The following is a 19,499-nucleotide window of genomic DNA, read 5'->3' on the forward strand; positions in this document are numbered from 1 at the left end:
AAAAATAATTTTGAGTTAGGAAAATTGTAACTTTGAAAAATAGGCTTTATTTATACAATAAAGTGCTATAATTATTTTGCGTACTTATCTATAAATTTAAAAATTCTAAAAAAATACTCATTACCAGTATCATCATATCCACCAATATGATTATTACCATCTATAATCCAAAGCTCTTTTTTGTTATGAGGAATAGATTTATATATTTCTTCACTATTATCAGAAGCACACACCTTATCACCTTTCTCATGAATAAGCATTATAGGAACAGTTGAATTTTCAACAGCTTTATAAGGCATAACATCATCAAAATTAAATCCAGAATGAAGCTTAGTATAAATATCACCCCAAAAACTAATATAGCTAGTAGGAATAAGAGGAATATTTTCTGCCTCGATACCTAATCTAACAGCATCTTCCATTTTAGAATATGGGGAATCTAATATATAAAAATCAACATTTTTATCCTTTTCATTTAAAGCAACGTGCATAGTGGAAGTAGCAGCTCCCATAGAAAATCCATGAACACCTATTTTTCCATCAGGGTATATTTTCTTAATATATTTAACAGCACTATCTAAATCATATCTTTCATAAAGTCCAAAACTATAATCATCACCACCACTTTTTCCTGTGTGTCTTTGATTGTATACTAATACGTTATATCCATTATCTAAATAGTTAAAAGAGTATCTTAGCATATCATAATAAGAACGACCAATACCATGAACCATTACTATAGTGTTATTAGTTTTCTTATTAGACTTTATAAGTAAAGATTCTATTTTATAATTGTTTTTAGTTTTAATCATTAAATTTTCATGTTTGTAGTTTTTTAACTTATCTAAAGGTTTATCAGGTTTTTGAGAGAATACTTCAACTATATTTTCACTTTTATTAACTTCAGATGAACCAACAGATCCGTAATACACTAGTTTTCCTAAGTAGTAGGAACCACCTAGTAGAGATAACACCATTATAATGGCTATAAATAACACTTTCTTCTTAGATGTCTTTTTCATTATGTCTCCTTTTTAATCTAGTTTTAGCACTAGATACTAATATCTATTATAACTTAAATTATTATATAGTAATATCTATATATTTTCAATATGATAAATATTAAATTTAATTTATTTAAAGATATATATTTGTATAATCTGTAGTATTAAGTTCATAATACCAATAAAAAGAAAAAAGGAGATTTAAAATTGATAGATATAAATACACTTTATCTAGAATCAAAAAAATCTATAAAGTCATACAGAGAATATAGAGAAATAAGTAAGATACTAAATGATAGAATATTTGATTATCTAGAAACTACCCAAAAAGGGTTAAATGATATTAATATAATGGGATTACTTAAAAATAATAGAGTATATTTAGATAAGAATATAGAATTTGACTACTGTCATGACTTTATATTATATGAAAAAACTCTAAATAATAAAAGCGGAGTGGACTTATTTCTAGAAAGTCATAAATTAGAAGACAAATCAGAAATAGAGCTTATAGAATCAATGAAAAACTCAAAAACTTCTCTTTACAAAGTAATAGATATAGATAAAAAAGACTTTAAAATTAAAATAGAAGATATAAATACAAAAGAAATAATAAATATAATAGATATATCTCTTTCAAGAACTTTAGATAAAGACCATTTGGTATTTACAAGAATAATAAGCATAGGTGATGTAAATTTTACATCAGGAATGGTTATGTTATTTAATCTTAATCATATAGATTTTTTAGAAAGAGTAGCAAAAAAGGAAATGAAAAAACTAAATATAGAAAATGAAAATGTTAAAAGATTTATAACATTTTTTTATTTATCTAGACAACATGGCTACAATATGACACTAACACCTACAACGTAATATTATAAAATTGATATATAAAAAGGGCATGGATACTCTGCTATTATATCTTAAAAAAATTAATACTATATTAAAACATATTCTAAAAATTAAAGCATTTGTCAATTTATGTTAAAAGAATAATTTATATGTTATAATTTAGGTAAAGATATTTATAAAAGGGGGCTTTTAGTGAGGGTGAGAAATGTCTTTAATAATTCCATAGAACAAAAAAGAATAAGTATGGTAATAATACTTTTAATATCAATGATAATATTTAGCTTATACATAATGAGGTTAAATTTGCTTGTAAACGAGGGAGTATCATTTGAGCTTACCAGGTCTTATTTTATAAGATTTTTCAATGCCGTTTTGTCAATACTAGGTATTTTAAGTTGTATTATATCTTATAATAGTAACAAAAAAAAGGAATTGTTTATAGTTGCATTAATGTACACTATATTTTTTATAGATATATTTGTATCAAACCAAATATATATTAAAAGTGATAAAACATATACATATTTTGCAATAGGAACATCTTTTATAAGGCTTATAGTTATGAGCATAGCAGCTAGTAACCTAGAAAAATTAAAAAATATAATTGATGAAAATAAAATAAAGGCTACATCAATAATTGTATTGATAACGTTTTTATTTATATACTTAGAGTATAAATATAATTTATATAATAATTTTCTAGATATTAATTTTATAAAAAATTATAACATATCATTATTTATAATATATTTAATTATATCAGGGATATTTTTCATAAAAAGTATAGTTAAAAAAGATTATATATATGGGGTAATAGGTTTTAGTGCCATAATGTTTTCTATAAAATCTATATATGATTATAGTAGTTTGATAAAACATAATGAAGAAATTAGCTTAACTGCAACATCGGTAATATATATGGGTTTTATTATATTTATAATAGGTCTATTTATAGAACTTAGTCAAAATATAAAGATGAATAGAAAATTAGATGAACAAAGGGACTTATTTTTTAAAATAGTAGAAGAAAATGAGTACAGTAGTATTGTTATATGTGATGAAGAATACAATATAAAATATGCTAATAAAAGAGCTAGAAATAATAACCTAAAAGCATTTAATATTAAAGAATCAAAAGGAGATAATGATAAACATAACTTAAAGTTTATACATTCAAGCAAATCAGTCCTTGATAAAGTTGAAAAAAAACTTAGAAAAGATGAAAATTATAGTGAAAGTATATACATACAAGAAAATGATATGATAGTAGATGTTTCTATACAGGAATTTGAAAAAAATAACACCATATACAAGTTGGTAAGATTAAAGGATGTATCTGAAAAGTACAAAATGGAAAAAGCATTACTAGAGTATGAAAATATAAGACAACAAGAACAAATTAAAACAGAATTTTTTGCTAATATAAGTCACGAACTAAAGACACCATTAAATATAATATACTCGACTATGCAATTATTAACGGCTAGTACACAAAAAAGTGATTTTAAAAATATATACTTAAGGTATAAAGGTTGCTTAGATATAAATTGTAAAAGAATGCTTAGGCTAATAGATAATATAGTAGATGTTACTAAGTTTGAAGTAGGATATAAGGTTCCTCAGTATGGAAACTATGATATAGTGGGAATTGTTGAGGGGATAACTACATCTGTTATAAACTATGCTAGTATTAAAAATATAGAAGTTATATTTGATACAGATGTAGAGGAACTTGATATAAAATTAGACCCAGACATGATGGAAAGAGTTATGTTAAATCTGCTATCAAATGCTATAAAATTTAGTAATAAAGGTGGTACTATCCTAGTAGATATATCAACTAATAAAAATGGGTTAAAATAAAAGTAAAGGACGAAGGTATCGGTATACCTTCTCATATTAAATCAAGGGTATTTGATAGATTTGTTCAATGTGATAAATCTTTGAGAAGAGAAAATGAAGGTAGTGGCATAGGATTGAGTATAGTAAAATCTATAATTGAGCTGATGGATGGCAAAATTTACTTAAAAAGCGAGGAAAATATAGGTTCAGAATTTACTATTTTGCTACCTAATAAAGTATTAAAAGAATACAATCAAAATAAAGTTATACATAAAGATTATGATATAGATATACAAAGAATACAATTAGAATTTTCAGATATATATGAGTTATATAATGAAAGTTCTTATATACTATAAAGCTTTTTAATTATAATAATATATTTACAATTTAGCATAAATATTATTAATAATATTTAAAACAAAGGAACTAGATAGATGAAAAAGATAGTATTTAGATGGATAGTATTTTTAACAGTACCATCAATAGTTCTAGTAACTTATGTACTATCAACTAGGGTTGGAGTAAAATCTTATGAAATCGAATTTTTAATAATGCTAGGGCTTTTTTTAGGTATAATTATAGGTGGAGTTTATGAAGGGATTAGAATAATAAAATTAAAAAAATAAACTAAGAAGCTATATATAAAATCTAATGTTTATATATAGTTTTTTAGTATGGTAAATAATAAGATATATTATTAAATATAATCTAAAAAACAAAAATTTACAATTTATATGATATAATCACATCTCATAGTATTGAAGGGGGATTTTAATGAAAAATTTTAATGTTTTTGAGGATATAAGAGAAGAAAATAAAAATAATATGATAATTATATTTCTAATATCTATTATAGTATTTGGGGTTTATATAATAAGATTAGGATCACTTATAGATGGACAATCAAATTTTGAATTCACAAGATCAGAGTTTATAAGGTTTTTCAATGCGATTTTAGCTGCATTAGGAGTTTTAAGTTGTTTACTATCATATAGTAGCAATAAGAAAAAAGAGTTATTTTTAATATCACTAATGTATATAGTTTTTTTATTAGATATATGTATTTCTAATCAATTAAACTATGAAAGTAATAATGTTGAGGTATATCTTGCAATAGGGACAACGTTTATAAGAGTTGTAATCGCACTTATATCTATTAGTAACATGGAAAATCTTAAAGGCTTTATTATAGAAAATAAAGTTAAAGCATTTATAATAGTGGTAATTAGCACTTTTATGGTTACGTATATAGAGTATAACTACAAAATTTCAGAAAGTATAATGAATATGGAATTTTTCATAGCATATAATATACTACTATTTTTTATATATTTATTTATAGCTGTTATTTTTTATATAAAAAGTATATCAGAAAAAGAATATATATATGGAGTAATAGCATCTAGTATACTCATGTTTGCAACAAAGTCTATATATTCTATAGCAAGTTATATATATACGAATGATGAAATTAGATTAACATCAGTTTCAATAACTTATATAGGTTTTATAATGTTTATATTAGGGTTATTTATAGAACTTAGCGAAAATGTAAAGAAAAACAAAAAACTAGAAGAGCAAAAAGGTCTATTTTTTAGTATAGTAGAAGAAAGTAAACATAATAATATAATAATCTGTGATGAAAAATATAACATTAAATATTTAAATAAAAAGGCTATATCAAGTAGGAAGGAAGAGTATTCAGATTATTTATGCCGTGATAGAGAATATAAACTTAATATTGACAAGATATTTAAGGGAAAAATATTTTTTTATGAAATAGAAGAATGTTTACAAAAATATGATCATTATAACAAAGAAATATACATAGAAGGTGAAGATATATTCATAGATATATCTATACAATTATTTAAAAAAAATGATAAGAGATATAAAGTTGTAATTATTAAGGATGTATCTGAAAAGTATAAAATGCAAACAGCTTTATTAGAATATAAAAATATGAAAAAAGAAGAAAGAATGAAAAATGAATTTTTTGCTAATATAAGTCATGAACTTAAAACTCCTTTAAATATAATATATTCAACTATGCAACTATTAAATTATAGCTTAGATAAAAATAACTTTAAGGAAATATACTTAAAATATAAAAATAGCTTAGATATAAATTGCAAAAGAATGCTTAGATTAATAGATAATATAGTGGATATAACTAAATTAGAAGTAGGGTTTAAAGTTCCAGACTTTAGTAACTATGATATAGTAAGACTTGTTGAGGGGATAAGTACATCTGTTGTAAATTATGCTAAGGTAAAAGAAATTGATGTAATATTTGATACAGATGTAGAAGAGCTTAACATAAAATGTGATCCAGATATGATAGAAAGAGTCATGTTAAATTTATTATCAAATGCTATCAAATTTAGTGATAATGGTGGAATTATTTTAGTAGATATATCAACTACAAACAAGTGGGTAAGTATCAAGGTAAAGGATGAGGGGATCGGTATACCTATTGAGATTCAAAATAAGATATTTGATAGATTTGTCCAGGGTGATAAGTCATTAAGAAGAGAAAATGAAGGTAGTGGAATAGGGTTAAGTATAACAAAATCTATTGTTGAGTTAATGGGTGGTAATATAAACTTAAAAAGTGATGGGGTAAGAGGAACAGAGTTTACTATTTTATTACCTAATGAAGTTTTAGAAGAGGAAAATAGCAAAAAAATAGTAAATAATGTTTACAAAGTAGATATACAAAAGATACAGCTAGAGTTTTCAGATATATATGAACTTTATGATGTAGTATAAATATATTTAGTGAAATAATATCAAATTAAAATTAATATAATAAAGAGTATAATTAAGTATCCAAAAGCTGACTACTAAACTTAATAGGAGTCAGCTTTTTTAATTAGCAAAATACCCTAGTTTAATATTATACAGAAAAGACCTCATATAAATACCTTTTACGTGTTTTCGATATAGGGTCTTTTTTGTACTTATTTTAATCATTTAACTAAGATTATAAGATTTAATTTTATGAAAAACTTTTAATGATTGTACAAATATGAAAAAACCAATAACTATTCCAAGAGATATTCCTAAAATTATCATAAAAGTTTCCATTCCCTTTTGTCTAAATACATTCATATTCATACTTATTGCTGCTAACATTGTATAATAAAAGCTACTACCTGGAAGTAATGGAACAACTGAAGGAATTAAACAAATATTAGCTGGTGTTTTTAACACACGTGCCATAATCTCAGAATATATACATACCAATATAGCAGATAAAAAATTTGCTAGAAATAAACTATTGCTCATATTCAAAACGAATAAATACATTATCCATGAAATAAATGCACCAAATGAGATTGGTATTAACTTTGACTTATCTACATTAAAGTAAATAGCAAAGCCAACTGTACCAGAGACAGCCGTTATAATTTGTATTAAATTACTATCCATAATTAAAATCCTCCAAGACTATATATGAAAAATACCAAATACTACAAGAGATAAGCCAAATCCTAATGCAACGGATAATGCAATTAAGACAGACTCAATTATTCTATAAAGACCGGCTATAATATCTCTATAAAATATATCTTTAACACCATTTACTAGCGCTAATGTAGGAATAAATAACATTATATTTCCTATCATAATTTTATCTACATTTTGTCCTAGTCCAAATTTAACTAAAATTATTCCGAAACATCCTGTTATAAAACTTAAAATCATTGTATATATCAAATTATTAGAACCATTCAAATTACAATATTTTTCCATAAAGAAAACAATCCCACCTATTACCCCTGCTAATATACCATCTAAAAAGCTTCCTCCAAAAAATATAGCAAAGGATAGAGAAGATAAAATATATCCAACACAGTTATAATAGCCGGAATTGACTGAGGAAACAGCCTTTTTAGTCATATACTCAATATCTTTTATATTTGGGGCATTTTTACAAATATATCTTGATAATTCATTTAAAGACTCTAATTTTCCTAAGTTATTTGATACCTTTTCTATTCTTACTGATTGAGTAGAATGATATCCTTCTTTAGTTTTTATAGTTGCAATTATTAAGGTTGTTAAAGCATAAATTTCTACATTATCTATACTATAAGTCTTACAAATACGTCTAATGCTATCTTCAACTCTCCATATTTCAGCACCAGCACTTAACATTGATTTTCCAATTTCAAGGGCAACACTTAATAAATATTCACTTTCTCTCTGATTCATAATATATATCTCCATCAAATATATGTCTTAATTTTAGTACTTTAGTTTAATAATATCTAAATACATACTTATATTACTCAAATGGTTGATTTATGTAACTTCATCAAAAAATTTATAAAATACAATTCATCATTAAAAAACTCATGATGAAGCCATATGTATATGAAAATATATAAATTCATAAAAATTAGATTTATAATTTAAATTCGAAATTCCAGTCTTGGAATTTAATTTTTCCTTAGTAATAAAAAAATTTATTTTACCCATATCATACCTTCTTTTTTTATTAGATTTAAATCTGATAAGAAAAAACTTACTATGATCTCAATTATTTGTTAATGAAGTTACTTAAGCTTATGAGCTATATAAATAGTAACTATATTTACAATATATATTGTAAAATTTTGTATTTTTATGTAAGAATTTCACGACATATAGTATAACACAAAGTAGATTAAAAATATATTCTCTTATATATAAGTAATTTGAAAATAGAATTGATAATATTTAATGTGTAATCTATACTTAAAAGGTAACTAGTTAAATGCTCAGATGATAATGAAATAATGCAAAAAAAGCATATATCTAGGCAATGTTTTTTTATTGATTTAAATAATATATCAATAGATGAGATATTAATTAAAAGGGGAAAATTAATTATGCATGAAAAGTTTAAAATATTAAGCAATGATGTAAAAATACCTTTAGTTGGTTTTGGAACATACAAGTCAGGAAATGATGAAGAAACGGCTAGATTAGTAATAAAGGCTTTAAATGCAGGATATCGGATGATAGATACTGCCTATTTTTATGGAAATGAAGTTGGCATAGGTAAAGGGATAAAAGATAGTGAAATAAATAGAGAAGAAATATTTTTAGTAACTAAGCTTTGGAATGATGACCATGGATATGAAAAAACTATTGAAGCTTTTAATAAATCACTAAATAATTTGCAAGTAGATTATATAGATTTATATTTAATTCATTGGCCAAATAAATTAAATAATGAAACATGGAAAGCATTTGAATACTTATACGAAACAGGAAAAGTAAAAGCTATAGGTGTATGCAATTTTAAAGTAAATCACTTAGAAGATCTAAAGAAAAGCGCAAAAATAATGCCAATGATAAATCAAGTAGAAATTCATCCTTTTAGTACTAAAAATGAAATTTTAAATTACTGTAAAGACAATAATATTCAAGTTATTGCATGGAGCCCTATAAGTAGGGGGAGGGTATTTTCTAGTGATTTAATGGTAAACTTATCAGAAAAATATAAAAAAACAATAGCTCAAATAGTATTGAGATGGCATATACAAAGAGGAATTATACCTATACCAAAATCGTCAAATGAAGATAGAATAAAAGAAAATATAGACATATTTAACTTTGAAATTTCAAATGAAGATATAGAAGCTATTAATTCATTAAATGAGGGCGATTATGTATCTGTATCAAAGCCTCCGATTAATACTATATATAATGAAGCAAAGTAGTTAAAAACATATCACTATAAGTGATGCGGTTTTTAACTTATAAATAAATGTATTATGTGTAATATGTCAAAAAAGAAAGTACTAATTATGAGTTTTATAAAAGATTTAGTTTTAATATTATTATGGATATGAAAATATTTATATAGTATTAAAATATAAATATAATTTAGAATAATTATGCTATACTTATTATTAACAGATTATTAAATTTACTAAATAATAGGGGGAACATATGAATAATCAAGGGGAAAATCAAAAGAATGTAAAAGATACATCTAGTGTAGTAGTAGAAAAACTATTAAATTCTAGATCAATAATCATTTCAGGAGAGATAAACCAAGAGTTGGCTGAAAAAGTAGCAACACAATTATTAATTCTACAGGAAATGGGAGACGAACCAATAAAGATATTTATTAATAGTCAAGGTGGTCATGTAGAAGCAGGGGATACTATACATGATATGATTAAGTTTATTAAACCTCGCGTTATTATAATAGGTACTGGATGGGTTGCAAGTGCAGGTATAACAATTTACCTTGCTGCTGACAAAGAAGACAGATATTCACTGCCTAATACTAGATATATGATACATCAACCATTAGGTGGATGTAGAGGTCAAGCTACAGATATACATATAGAAGCAAAAGAGATAGTAAGAGTTCGAAAAAGAATTAATAATATAATTAGTGCTGCTACAGGACAATCCTTAGAAAAAGTAGAAAAAGATACAGATAGAAACTACTGGTTAAATGCAGAGGAAGCAGTTGATTATGGTATAGTAAGTAAAGTTATATCAAGTTATGATGAGTTATCTAATTTATAAGATGTATATGTAATAAATAGAATAACTAATATATATGAAAAATTAAAATAATAAAAAAGCCGTATCACAATCAAATGATACGGCTTTTTTATATATTAGTAGATTATAAATTACTTAAATTCTTCCAAGGTTATAATATGTCAAAAAAGCAATAAAAGTGTAACTGTTTGAAACTATACATCATATTAATATATAAACACATAATTAAGGGAGGAATATAGGTGTATAGTAATAACTTTGACAATATAACTAGAAAATTTAATGTTACAGTATTATCCATTCCGATTGTATATGACTTTTTTGGTGACTATGATCCAAATGGAATGATGTATATATTAAGTGAAGATAAAGGGAAAGTGAAAGAGAAGGCTTTGAAAAATTTCAACAATAAAGATCAAAAAGGAGATCCACTTCCAATACCTACAGAAGAAGTTCAACCTCTTACAATAAGGGCAAATGTCGGAGATACAGTAAGAATAGAGTTTGAGCACAATGAAAATAGAAGGTTATCAATTCATATGCAAGGACTTAAGTACAGAAATATAAAATCTGATGGTGCTAATGTAGGTTACAATGAAGATTCTACAGTTGGTCCAGGTGAAAAGATAATATATGAATGGTATGCAGATAGAGAAGGAATATTTTACTTTAGTGATATGGGAGATACTAGATTTAGTGAAGATGCAACTAATATACATGGCCTATTTGGAGCACTTATAGTACAAGCTAAAGGATCTACATGGACAGACCCTGTAGATGGATCTGAACTTCGAAGCGGTATATTTGCTGATATACACAATCCATTTAAGCCAAGTTTTAGAGAATATGCAGTGTATTTTCATGATGAACTTGAAGTTGTAAATAGATTTGGAAATCAAATAATAGATCCTCATACTAATCAACCAATGGCAGTAACTGCTATCAGTTATAGATCAGAGCCAATGGTAAATAGAGCTAATTTAATACCGCTAAAAGATAGAGGTATTAAATGTTGTAATCCTTTTAATCCAGAGGATAGCTGCAGCCGCACAGATATAATAGAGCCTAATCATATGCTAGTAGATGGTGAAGACGTTTCTATGAGCTCATGGACTTATGGAGATCCATCAACTTTTATACCAAGAGCATATAAAGGAGACCCCTCAAAATTTAGACTTATACATGGAGGTGTATTAGAAACACATGTATTCCATCTTCATACACATCAATGGAAGTTAGAACCAGATGATCCGAATTCTACTATAATAGACTCTATATCAGTAAGCCCTCAAGAAAGTCATACTATAGATATATTACACGGAGCAGGAAGCTTACCTGGGTCTATAGGAGATCACATATGGCATTGTCATTTATACCCTCACTTTCATGAAGGAATGTGGTCTTTATGGAGAGTATTTGATAGATTAGAAACAGGCAAAGATGTAATACTTGAAAATGGAGAAATCATACGTCCACTATATCCAGATGGAACTTATATAAAAGCTCTAAATCCTTTACCAGATAGAGAAAAACCACCTAAAAAAGATTTAGACCATCCAGGGTATCCAGGGTTTATAAATGGAGTGTTTAAAGAAAGGGCAAAACAGCCGCCTTTAGGAATACTTAATCAAAACGGTCAAAATAAAATGTGCCCAACTGATATTGAAAGAGCAAACCTTTCGAAGGATGTTACTAGAGGAGCTTTATACACTCAACCTTGTCCAGATACAAGTAAATGCTACTTTAAAGAGCCAGATGCTATTTTTGAACTATTTGCACTACAAGCAAAATTGATATATAACAATGCAGGGTGGAATGATCCATATGGAAGATTTTATGTTATGAAAGAGCAAATAGAAGAATATACAGGACATAAGATGACAGATGAAAATAAAGAAAAGTTAGCTAAAATGTATGTAGCTGGAATAGAAAATGAAGAGATTAATGTAGAGCCATTAGTTATAAGAGCTAATGAGGGTGATTGTATAGAAGTTAGACTTACTAATTTCTTACCAGAAACATTACCGAAAACAGAATTTCAATTAGAAACTTTAACTGATAATGTAGGCTTTCATATACATTTAGTTAAGTTTGATGTTATAGCTTCAGATGGTGGTGCAAATGGATATAATAATATGGCTTCTGTTTTTTATGGAGAAACTATAGTAGAAAGATATTATGCTAATGAAGAATTAAATGCTTGTTTCTTCCACGACCATCTTAATCCAAATTCACATCAACAACATGGAGTGTTTGGAAGTCTTATAATAGAACCTAAAGGATCCACATACCATGATCCGAAAACAGGTAATCCAATAAAATATGGGACAAAAGCAGTAATAAAAACACCTTCAGGTAGAACTTTCAGGGAGTTTGGATTATTTGTTCATGACTTTGCATTACTATTTGATAAAGATAAAAATCCATTAAATCCACCGCCATTTTCAGGGTCACATGATGATCCAGGTGTTATGGGCATAAATTATAAATGCGAACCCTTAAGAGAAAGATTAAATGGTAATGACCCAAATCATGTATTTAATGATCCAGCTTATGTATTTAGTTCTAACGTACATGGTGACCCAGTGACACCATTACTAGAAACATATCCAGGAGATGAAATTGTAATAAGATTATTAGATGGAGCACAAGAAGAGCAACATGCATTTAATATAAATGGAATGAAGTGGAGAAAAGAAATAACAGATAAAAAATCACCATTAGTTCAATCTCAAACATTAGGAATATCAGAAGCATTTAATATAAAAATAACAGATGACTATAAAGCAGGTGATTATATTTATTACTTTGGAGGACAAGATGATTTCTGGTTAGGTTTATGGGGAATAATAAGAGTTTATAAAGATAAAACTGAAAAATTATTGCCTATAGGTAATAATAATAATTGTATAAATAATATGGATACAATGAAAAATAAAAATATAATCACTAGAGAGTTTCATATAGCAGCCATCCAAAAAGATATACTATATAATAATTTTAAAGATCATGATCCAGATGGATTGTTATTTGTGCCATATGAACACAAAGATGCTATAATTAATGGAACGATGGAACCAATTCCATTAATATTAAGAGCAAATAAAGGTGAATATATAAAAGTAACTTTAACTAATTTATTCACTAAACCAATACCATACCAAGATTTTCCAGGAGTACCAGTGGATAAAGAAATTAAGCCGTCTATGAGGGTAGGAATTAGCCCACAATTTTTAAAATTTGATCCAATAAATAGTAGTGGTATAAATATAGGATATAACGATGTAGATCAAACTGTAGGACCTGGAGAAAGTATAGAATATTTATGGTACGCAGATGAAGAATATGGAACTTGCTTATTATCATCATTTACAGATATAAGAAATCATAGATATCATGGTTTATTTGGAGCAATAATAATAGAGCCAGAAGGATCACAAATACGTAGTTCTAGCAATAATGGAAATAAAGACAATTATAAAGAACAAGTAACAGTATCTGTAGATGGAAATGAACAATTTAGAGAGTTTGTAATGTTTATGCACAATGGAATAAGACTTTTGGATGCACATGGTAATTTAATAAAAACTAATCAAGTAAATGAAGATGGTGAAGTACCTGAACCAGTAGATTTTGAAGATAGAGGTGAAAAAGGATTTAATTACAGATCAGAAAGATTTTTTAATAGATTAAAATATAATCCTAACTATGATATATCAAAAATATTTAGCTCTAAAGTTCATGGAGATCCAGCTACACCAATATTTGAAGCTTCACCAGGAGAAAAAGTTATAATAAGACTTCTAATGCCAGCCGATAAGCCTAGAAATACTTGCTTTGTACTTCATGGACATGAATGGAAAGCCCAACCAGAAGAACCATTTACAAGAATCATATCAGCTCAAGGAGCTATGAATATAGGAAATGTGTTTAATATAGAATTACTAAATGGAGCATCCATGATACCTGGGGACTATTTATATAGATCTGGGCTTATAAGATGGGATATAGAATCAGGTATGTGGGGTATATTTAGAATTAATAATTAATACGTAAAGTCATATCTCAATTAAAAGATAGTCTTCATAAAATTAAATTAAAAAGCTATATAAACTTAAAGTTTATATAGCTTTTTAATTTAATTTGAAATTGATTGTAAAAATTTAGGTATTATATCATGATTGTAGTGCTTAAAGAAATAATTTCATAGATAATAACATTAAGCTAATTCTAAAGCAATTTCCATCATTTTAGTAAAAGCAGTTTGTCTTTCCATAGCAGTAGTAGCAACACCTTCAAAAGGTAAATCAGATATTGTTAACATACATAATGCATTAACTCCTGCACGAGCAGCGTTCATATATAAAGCAGCAGCCTCCATCTCAACAGCTAATACATTCATCTTACTCCATGATTTTAATGCATCTAAACCGCCATCGTTGTAGAAAACATCACTAGAGAATATGTTACCAACTACTGGAGTTATTCCCTTTTCTAAAGCTATATCATGAGCTTTTTTTACTAATTCAAAACTAGCTATTGGAGCAAATGTACCAGGTAAATTATACTGAGACCCGTAATTTGAATCAGTACAAGCTGCCATACCTATAACTATATCATGTATTTTTAGATTGCTATTTAAAGCACCAGCAGAACCTATTCTTATAAGATTTTTAACACCATAAAAATGTATTAATTCATAAGAATATATTCCCATAGAAGGTCCACCCATACCAGTACCTTGAACTGATATTCTTTTACCTTTGTAATATCCTGTATATCCGTACATTCCCCTAACCGTATTATACTCAACTGCATTTTCTAAAAAATTTTCAGCTATAAATTTAGCTCTTAATGGATCTCCAGGTAAAAGTATAGTTTCAGCTATATCTCCTAAATTTGCAGCGTTATGTGGTGTTAATCCCATGTCTAAATCCTCCTAAAATGTCATATATATTTTAAATATTATTTTCTATTATCATATTCCTTTTGATTAACAGGAATAGTTATTTCTCCCTTTTTCACTTTTTCAGTTTGTTCTTTAACAAATGCTAAAATTTCTTCATTAACATTTTTTTCAGTAGTAGGAGCTATTCCAACTCCATCTTCATTAATTCCGAAAACACTTATTTCCCCACCTTTAAAATCTCCGTTAACTAAATCTTTAACCGTATTATATACTACCATATCAACCCTTTTAATAGCAGAAGTTATAACATTGTCAGGTGCTAAAGAGTTTTGGTCTTTATCAACACCTATTGCCATTTTATTATTTTCTCTAGCAGCTTCTATAGCTCCCGAACCAGTATCTCCAGCTGCTGTAAATATTATATCTACATTATTTGAATGCATTTGATTAGCAATAGCTTTTCCTTTAGCCGCATCTGAATAAGTATCTGCATATTGTCTTAAAACTTTAGTACCCTTTCCTGCATCATCAACACCTGCTAAGAAACCATACTCAAAACTTTCTATTATTGGATTTTTAGTACCCCCTATAAAACCAACAGTATTAGTTTCAGTTTTCATACCAGCTATTAATCCTACTAAATAAGATGCTTCTTCAGCATTAAACATTATAGAGTTTACATTTGCTGGTTGCTTTTCATAAGAATGATCTATAATAGCGAATTTTTGATCTGGATAGTTTTCAGCAGCTTCTCTTATAGCTTCATCCATTTGAAAACCTATACCAATTACTAAGTCAGAATCATTATCTACAGCTGTTTCAACATTTTGAGCATAATCAGACACTTGTTTAGATTGTATGACTTCAACATCAACTCCAAGCTCTTTTTCAGCTTTTTGCAGTCCTTCCCAAGCTGATTGATTAAAAGACTGGTCATTTATACCACCTAAGTCAGATATCATAGTTATCTTTAAAGTATCAGATTCTTTACTACCACTACTTGAACTACATCCCACAAGAGCAAAAGACATCAATGATAAAACAACCCCTGCTGTCAATATTTTCTTAAACCTCATATTTTACCTCCAATGTTCATTGATTGATTTTATTTTAATATAAAACTTATATAAAATACAACAGTTTTTTATAAAAAAATACAAAATATGATATACTAATGAAAAATATTCAATAAATATGATGTATTAAATAAAAATAACAAATAAATAAATCGTATTTTAAGTCTAAAATATTGAAAAATGTTCGTAATTAATATATAATTTTAAAAAATGAGAAAAAGGGAGTTTATTATGAAGCAGATACTTATAAAAAATGCATATTTGATAACAATGAATGGACAAAGGGAAGTTTATGAAAATGGCAAACTGTTAATAGAAGATAATAAAATAAAGGCAGTTGGAAATTTTGATGAAAGTATAGTAAGTTCTGGTGCAGAAGTGTATGATGCAAAAGGAAAAATACTTATGCCAGGATTAGTAAATACTCATGTTCATTTGTCTCAACAACTAGGTAGAGGAATAGCAGATGATGTAAATTTATTAACTTGGTTAAGAGAACGAGTATGGCCTTATGAAAGTAGTTTTGATTATGAAGATTCATTAATATCATCAACAGCTTGTTGCATAGAATTAATACGTTCAGGAGTAACAACTTTCTTAGAATCAGGCGGACAATATGTAGATGCAATGGTAGAAGCAGTAGATAAAACAGGAATAAGAGCATGTTTAGCAAAATCAGTAATGGATGAGGGGGAAGGATTACCTAAAGCATTTGATAAAACTACACAAGAGGAATTAGATGTACAAGAAGAGTTATATAATAAATATAACAATACATCTAATGAAAGGGTAAAAATATGGTTTGCTCTTAGAACAATATTTAATAACTCTGATGAATTAATACTTAAAACTAAACAATTAGCAGATAAATACAAAACAGGTATACATATGCATGTTGCTGAAATAGAAGATGAAGTAGAATTTGCAAAGCTTAGAGCGGGACTTACAACAGTAGAACATCTAAATAAATTAGGAGTGCTAGATAAAAATTTATTGGCTGTTCATACAGTATGGTTAACAGAAAGAGAAATAGAGCTATTTAGATTCTATGATGTTAAAGTTTCACATAATCCAGCAGCAGCTATGAAAGTAGTATTAGGGTTTGCATCAGTACCTGAAATGTTAGAAAAGGGAATACCTGTATCAATAGGAACAGATGGAGCTCCGTCAAACAATAGAATGGACATGATGAGAGATATGTACCTAACATCATTAATACATAAAGGTAGAACGTTAAACCCAGAAGTTGTAAATGCAGAGACAGTATTAGAAATGGCTACTATAAACGGTGCAAAGTGTGCATTATTAGAAAAGGAAATAGGAAGTCTTGAAGTTGGTAAAAAAGCAGATATGATAATACTTAACCCAAACACTATACATTCACTGCCAATGCATAATCCAATAGGAAATATAGTATACTCTATGAGTAGTGAAAATATTGAATCAACAATATGTGATGGTAAGTGGTTAATGAAAGAAAAAGAAATATTAGTATTAGATGAGGTAGAGCTTTTAGAAAAAGTAAAGAATCAAGCAGAAAAAATAAGAAAAAAAGCTAATATAAACTTAACAACTAACTTTAAAGTAATAAAATAAATATGATAAATTAATAAATTATGTAATTTTAAATAAATATAAAAATCCAACAGTAAAAGCTGTTGGATTTTTATATTAGAATCTACTACTTACTAGTAGCCGTGTTCATTTTATACTTTGCAAATCTAAGCCATAATCTTATTTTTCTAAATACATTACCTTGAGATAATATAGTAAATAATCCACAAACTATTAAAATAAAATAATATACAAATATTCCATATAAGAATACAGAATAACCAATAATAGCTTTAGAGAATATACCACCAAATATTGTAAAGAATGCTATTTCATTAGCACCAATATTGCCTGGTGTAGGCATAGCAGAAACAGCCATATATAAAAAGACTTGTAGTGACAGCATATAAAAATAAGAAGCACCACTTAATCTAAGAGCTTTATATATACAAAATGCTATACTAAAGTAAATAGTAAGCTGAACAATTGTAAGTAATGTAGATTTAAACAAAGCTTTCTTATCCTTTATAAAGGATTTAATGGAAAAATTATACTCATCTATAAAGCTATTCACTTTTGGTCGTTTGTTATCTAAAAATTTTAAAAATTTAATTTTACTTAATAAATTAAAAATAAAGTGAACAAACTTTTTAGTTTGAGTTGGTCTATAAACTATAAAAAATCCGAAGCATAAAGTAACTATATTAAGAGACATACCCATAGCAATGAAAGTAAGTACAGGTTTTAAAGTAGATTTAAGAACATCTACATTAAAAGCCATTAAAAAAATACAATATAAAGTTACCATAATTTGATATATAACAGTTTTATTAGAGACAACTGCAACAGCTTTGCTAGCTGATATATTAGATTTTGATAACTCATAAACTTGCATAGGTTGACTACCAGATGCCATAGGAGTAACTAAGTTATAATAAAGACCTAATATACCTACTTTATATCCTAAAAATTTGGTTTTAGCTCCATGTATAGAGTTTATTATAACTCTTAAAATATAACCTTCTAAAATTATATATGAAATCATTAATAAAAATCCAACAGCTATATACTTATAATCAATTACTTTTAAAATATCAGATAAAATATTTATATCTAATGTACTAGCGACTAAATAAGTGGTTACTGTCATTAAAAGGATTAAAAAAATGTATTGCAAAAGATTTTTAGGCTTTTTACTTATTTTTTTCATAATACCACCCCTATTTAAAAATGTCTATTTTCAACTCTTTTAATTAAGTTCGAAATAAAAAATAGTATCTATCAAATTTACAAAAAACTATTAAATTTGTATATAAGTGATTTTTTATATAACAATAAAAAATCACATTCACTTTGCAGTAAATCTCTTTGAATTCACCAAAGTTTATCGAATGTAAGTTATATATATATTATACATATAAAAAAAGGAATTACAAATGTATATATCAACTAAACTTATAATAGTTTCATATAAAGCGATATGCAGATGGTAATATTAAAATATTAGAAGGATAAATCATGGATAAATAGAATAAATTTTGAAAAAACTAATGTAAAAGTTTTTAGGAGGAATTATGCTAAAGAAACATAATTGTTTACAAGTTATAGAAAATACTTATTTAAAAGAAACTAAAATTATAAAGGCAAGTACCCAAAAAGAGCTTCAAGAAAAGATAAATAGACAAGTAGAGTTATGGAATGATAAAGAGGTTTATTTAAAGCAGCAGATGAAATAAA

16 protein-coding genes are annotated in these 19,499 nt (G+C 26.7%); 10 read left to right on the forward strand and 6 right to left on the reverse strand.

The features are described 5' to 3' along the window. Nucleotides 1-71: 71 nt before the first annotated feature. The gene (locus tag I1959_RS00690; RefSeq protein ID WP_195236834.1) at nt 72-1,022 is read right to left on the reverse strand and encodes an alpha/beta hydrolase; all 951 of its coding nucleotides are present in this window, start codon (nt 1,020-1,022) and stop codon (nt 72-74) included. Between the two features lie 189 nt (nt 1,023-1,211). On the opposite strand from I1959_RS00690, the gene I1959_RS00695 reads away from it, so the two are divergent. The 5 genes from I1959_RS00695 to I1959_RS00715 all read left to right on the forward strand — a co-directional run bounded on the left by I1959_RS00695 (nt 1,212) and on the right by I1959_RS00715 (nt 6,476). Beyond that, a complete protein-coding gene (locus I1959_RS00695; RefSeq protein WP_195236835.1) occupies nt 1,212-1,880 on the forward strand; it encodes a hypothetical protein in 669 nt (222 codons plus the stop codon). Nucleotides 1,881-2,051: 171 nt separating this feature from the next. Further along, nucleotides 2,052-3,722, forward strand: a complete 1,671-nt coding sequence (locus I1959_RS15720; protein ID WP_195236836.1) for a histidine kinase dimerization/phospho-acceptor domain-containing protein — start codon at nt 2,052-2,054, stop codon at nt 3,720-3,722. A gap of 35 nt (nt 3,723-3,757) precedes the next feature. Further along, the gene (locus tag I1959_RS00705) at nt 3,758-4,060 is read left to right on the forward strand and encodes an ATP-binding protein (RefSeq protein ID WP_330615156.1); all 303 of its coding nucleotides are present in this window, start codon (nt 3,758-3,760) and stop codon (nt 4,058-4,060) included. A 78-nt stretch (nt 4,061-4,138) separates the two neighbouring features. Further along, complete coding sequence (locus tag I1959_RS00710) at nt 4,139-4,330, forward strand: hypothetical protein (protein WP_092927106.1); 192 nt, start codon at nt 4,139-4,141, stop codon at nt 4,328-4,330. A 148-nt stretch (nt 4,331-4,478) separates the two neighbouring features. Next, complete coding sequence (locus I1959_RS00715) at nt 4,479-6,476, forward strand: MFS domain-containing histidine kinase (RefSeq protein ID WP_092927104.1); 1,998 nt, start codon at nt 4,479-4,481, stop codon at nt 6,474-6,476. A 204-nt stretch (nt 6,477-6,680) separates the two neighbouring features. Here I1959_RS00715 and I1959_RS00720 read toward each other — a convergent pair whose 3' ends face one another. Further along, entirely contained in the window at nt 6,681-7,139 is a 459-nt protein-coding gene (locus I1959_RS00720) for a threonine/serine exporter family protein (protein WP_092927102.1), read from the reverse strand. Nucleotides 7,140-7,157: 18 nt separating this feature from the next. Continuing rightward, nucleotides 7,158-7,925 (reverse strand): threonine/serine exporter family protein, encoded by a 768-nt coding sequence (locus tag I1959_RS00725; protein ID WP_176698703.1) that lies wholly within the window; start codon nt 7,923-7,925, stop codon nt 7,158-7,160. A gap of 659 nt (nt 7,926-8,584) precedes the next feature. Here I1959_RS00725 and I1959_RS00730 point away from each other — a divergent pair. The 3 genes from I1959_RS00730 (at nt 8,585) to I1959_RS00740 (ending at nt 14,272) form a co-directional block, all read left to right on the forward strand. Continuing rightward, nucleotides 8,585-9,421 (forward strand): aldo/keto reductase, encoded by an 837-nt coding sequence (locus tag I1959_RS00730; RefSeq protein WP_092927098.1) that lies wholly within the window; start codon nt 8,585-8,587, stop codon nt 9,419-9,421. A gap of 232 nt (nt 9,422-9,653) precedes the next feature. Then, nucleotides 9,654-10,244, forward strand: a complete 591-nt coding sequence (locus tag I1959_RS00735) for an ATP-dependent Clp protease proteolytic subunit (RefSeq protein WP_092927096.1) — start codon at nt 9,654-9,656, stop codon at nt 10,242-10,244. A gap of 221 nt (nt 10,245-10,465) precedes the next feature. Further along, nucleotides 10,466-14,272 (forward strand): multicopper oxidase domain-containing protein, encoded by a 3,807-nt coding sequence (locus I1959_RS00740; protein ID WP_195236837.1) that lies wholly within the window; start codon nt 10,466-10,468, stop codon nt 14,270-14,272. Between the two features lie 170 nt (nt 14,273-14,442). Here the strand turns inward: I1959_RS00740 and deoD are convergent, their stop codons facing one another. Beyond that, nucleotides 14,443-15,150 (reverse strand): purine-nucleoside phosphorylase, encoded by a 708-nt coding sequence (gene deoD, locus I1959_RS00745; RefSeq protein WP_092927092.1) that lies wholly within the window; start codon nt 15,148-15,150, stop codon nt 14,443-14,445. A gap of 38 nt (nt 15,151-15,188) precedes the next feature. Next, the gene (locus I1959_RS00750; RefSeq protein ID WP_092927090.1) at nt 15,189-16,208 is read right to left on the reverse strand and encodes a BMP family lipoprotein; all 1,020 of its coding nucleotides are present in this window, start codon (nt 16,206-16,208) and stop codon (nt 15,189-15,191) included. A 231-nt stretch (nt 16,209-16,439) separates the two neighbouring features. Here I1959_RS00750 and I1959_RS00755 point away from each other — a divergent pair, with 231 nt between their 5' ends. Beyond that, entirely contained in the window at nt 16,440-17,804 is a 1,365-nt protein-coding gene (locus tag I1959_RS00755; protein WP_195236838.1) for an amidohydrolase, read from the forward strand. An 85-nt stretch (nt 17,805-17,889) separates the two neighbouring features. Here the strand turns inward: I1959_RS00755 and I1959_RS00760 are convergent, their stop codons facing one another. Further along, nucleotides 17,890-18,972, reverse strand: a complete 1,083-nt coding sequence (locus I1959_RS00760) for a lysylphosphatidylglycerol synthase transmembrane domain-containing protein (protein ID WP_195236839.1) — start codon at nt 18,970-18,972, stop codon at nt 17,890-17,892. A gap of 364 nt (nt 18,973-19,336) precedes the next feature. On the opposite strand from I1959_RS00760, the gene I1959_RS00765 reads away from it, so the two are divergent. Continuing rightward, the gene (locus I1959_RS00765; RefSeq protein ID WP_195236840.1) at nt 19,337-19,498 is read left to right on the forward strand and encodes a hypothetical protein; all 162 of its coding nucleotides are present in this window, start codon (nt 19,337-19,339) and stop codon (nt 19,496-19,498) included. Nucleotide 19,499: the final 1 nt, after the last annotated feature.

Source organism: Romboutsia sp. 1001285H_161024_C4 (genome assembly GCF_015550185.1).
Classification (GTDB): Bacteria; Bacillota; Clostridia; order Peptostreptococcales; family Peptostreptococcaceae; genus Romboutsia_C; species Romboutsia_C hominis.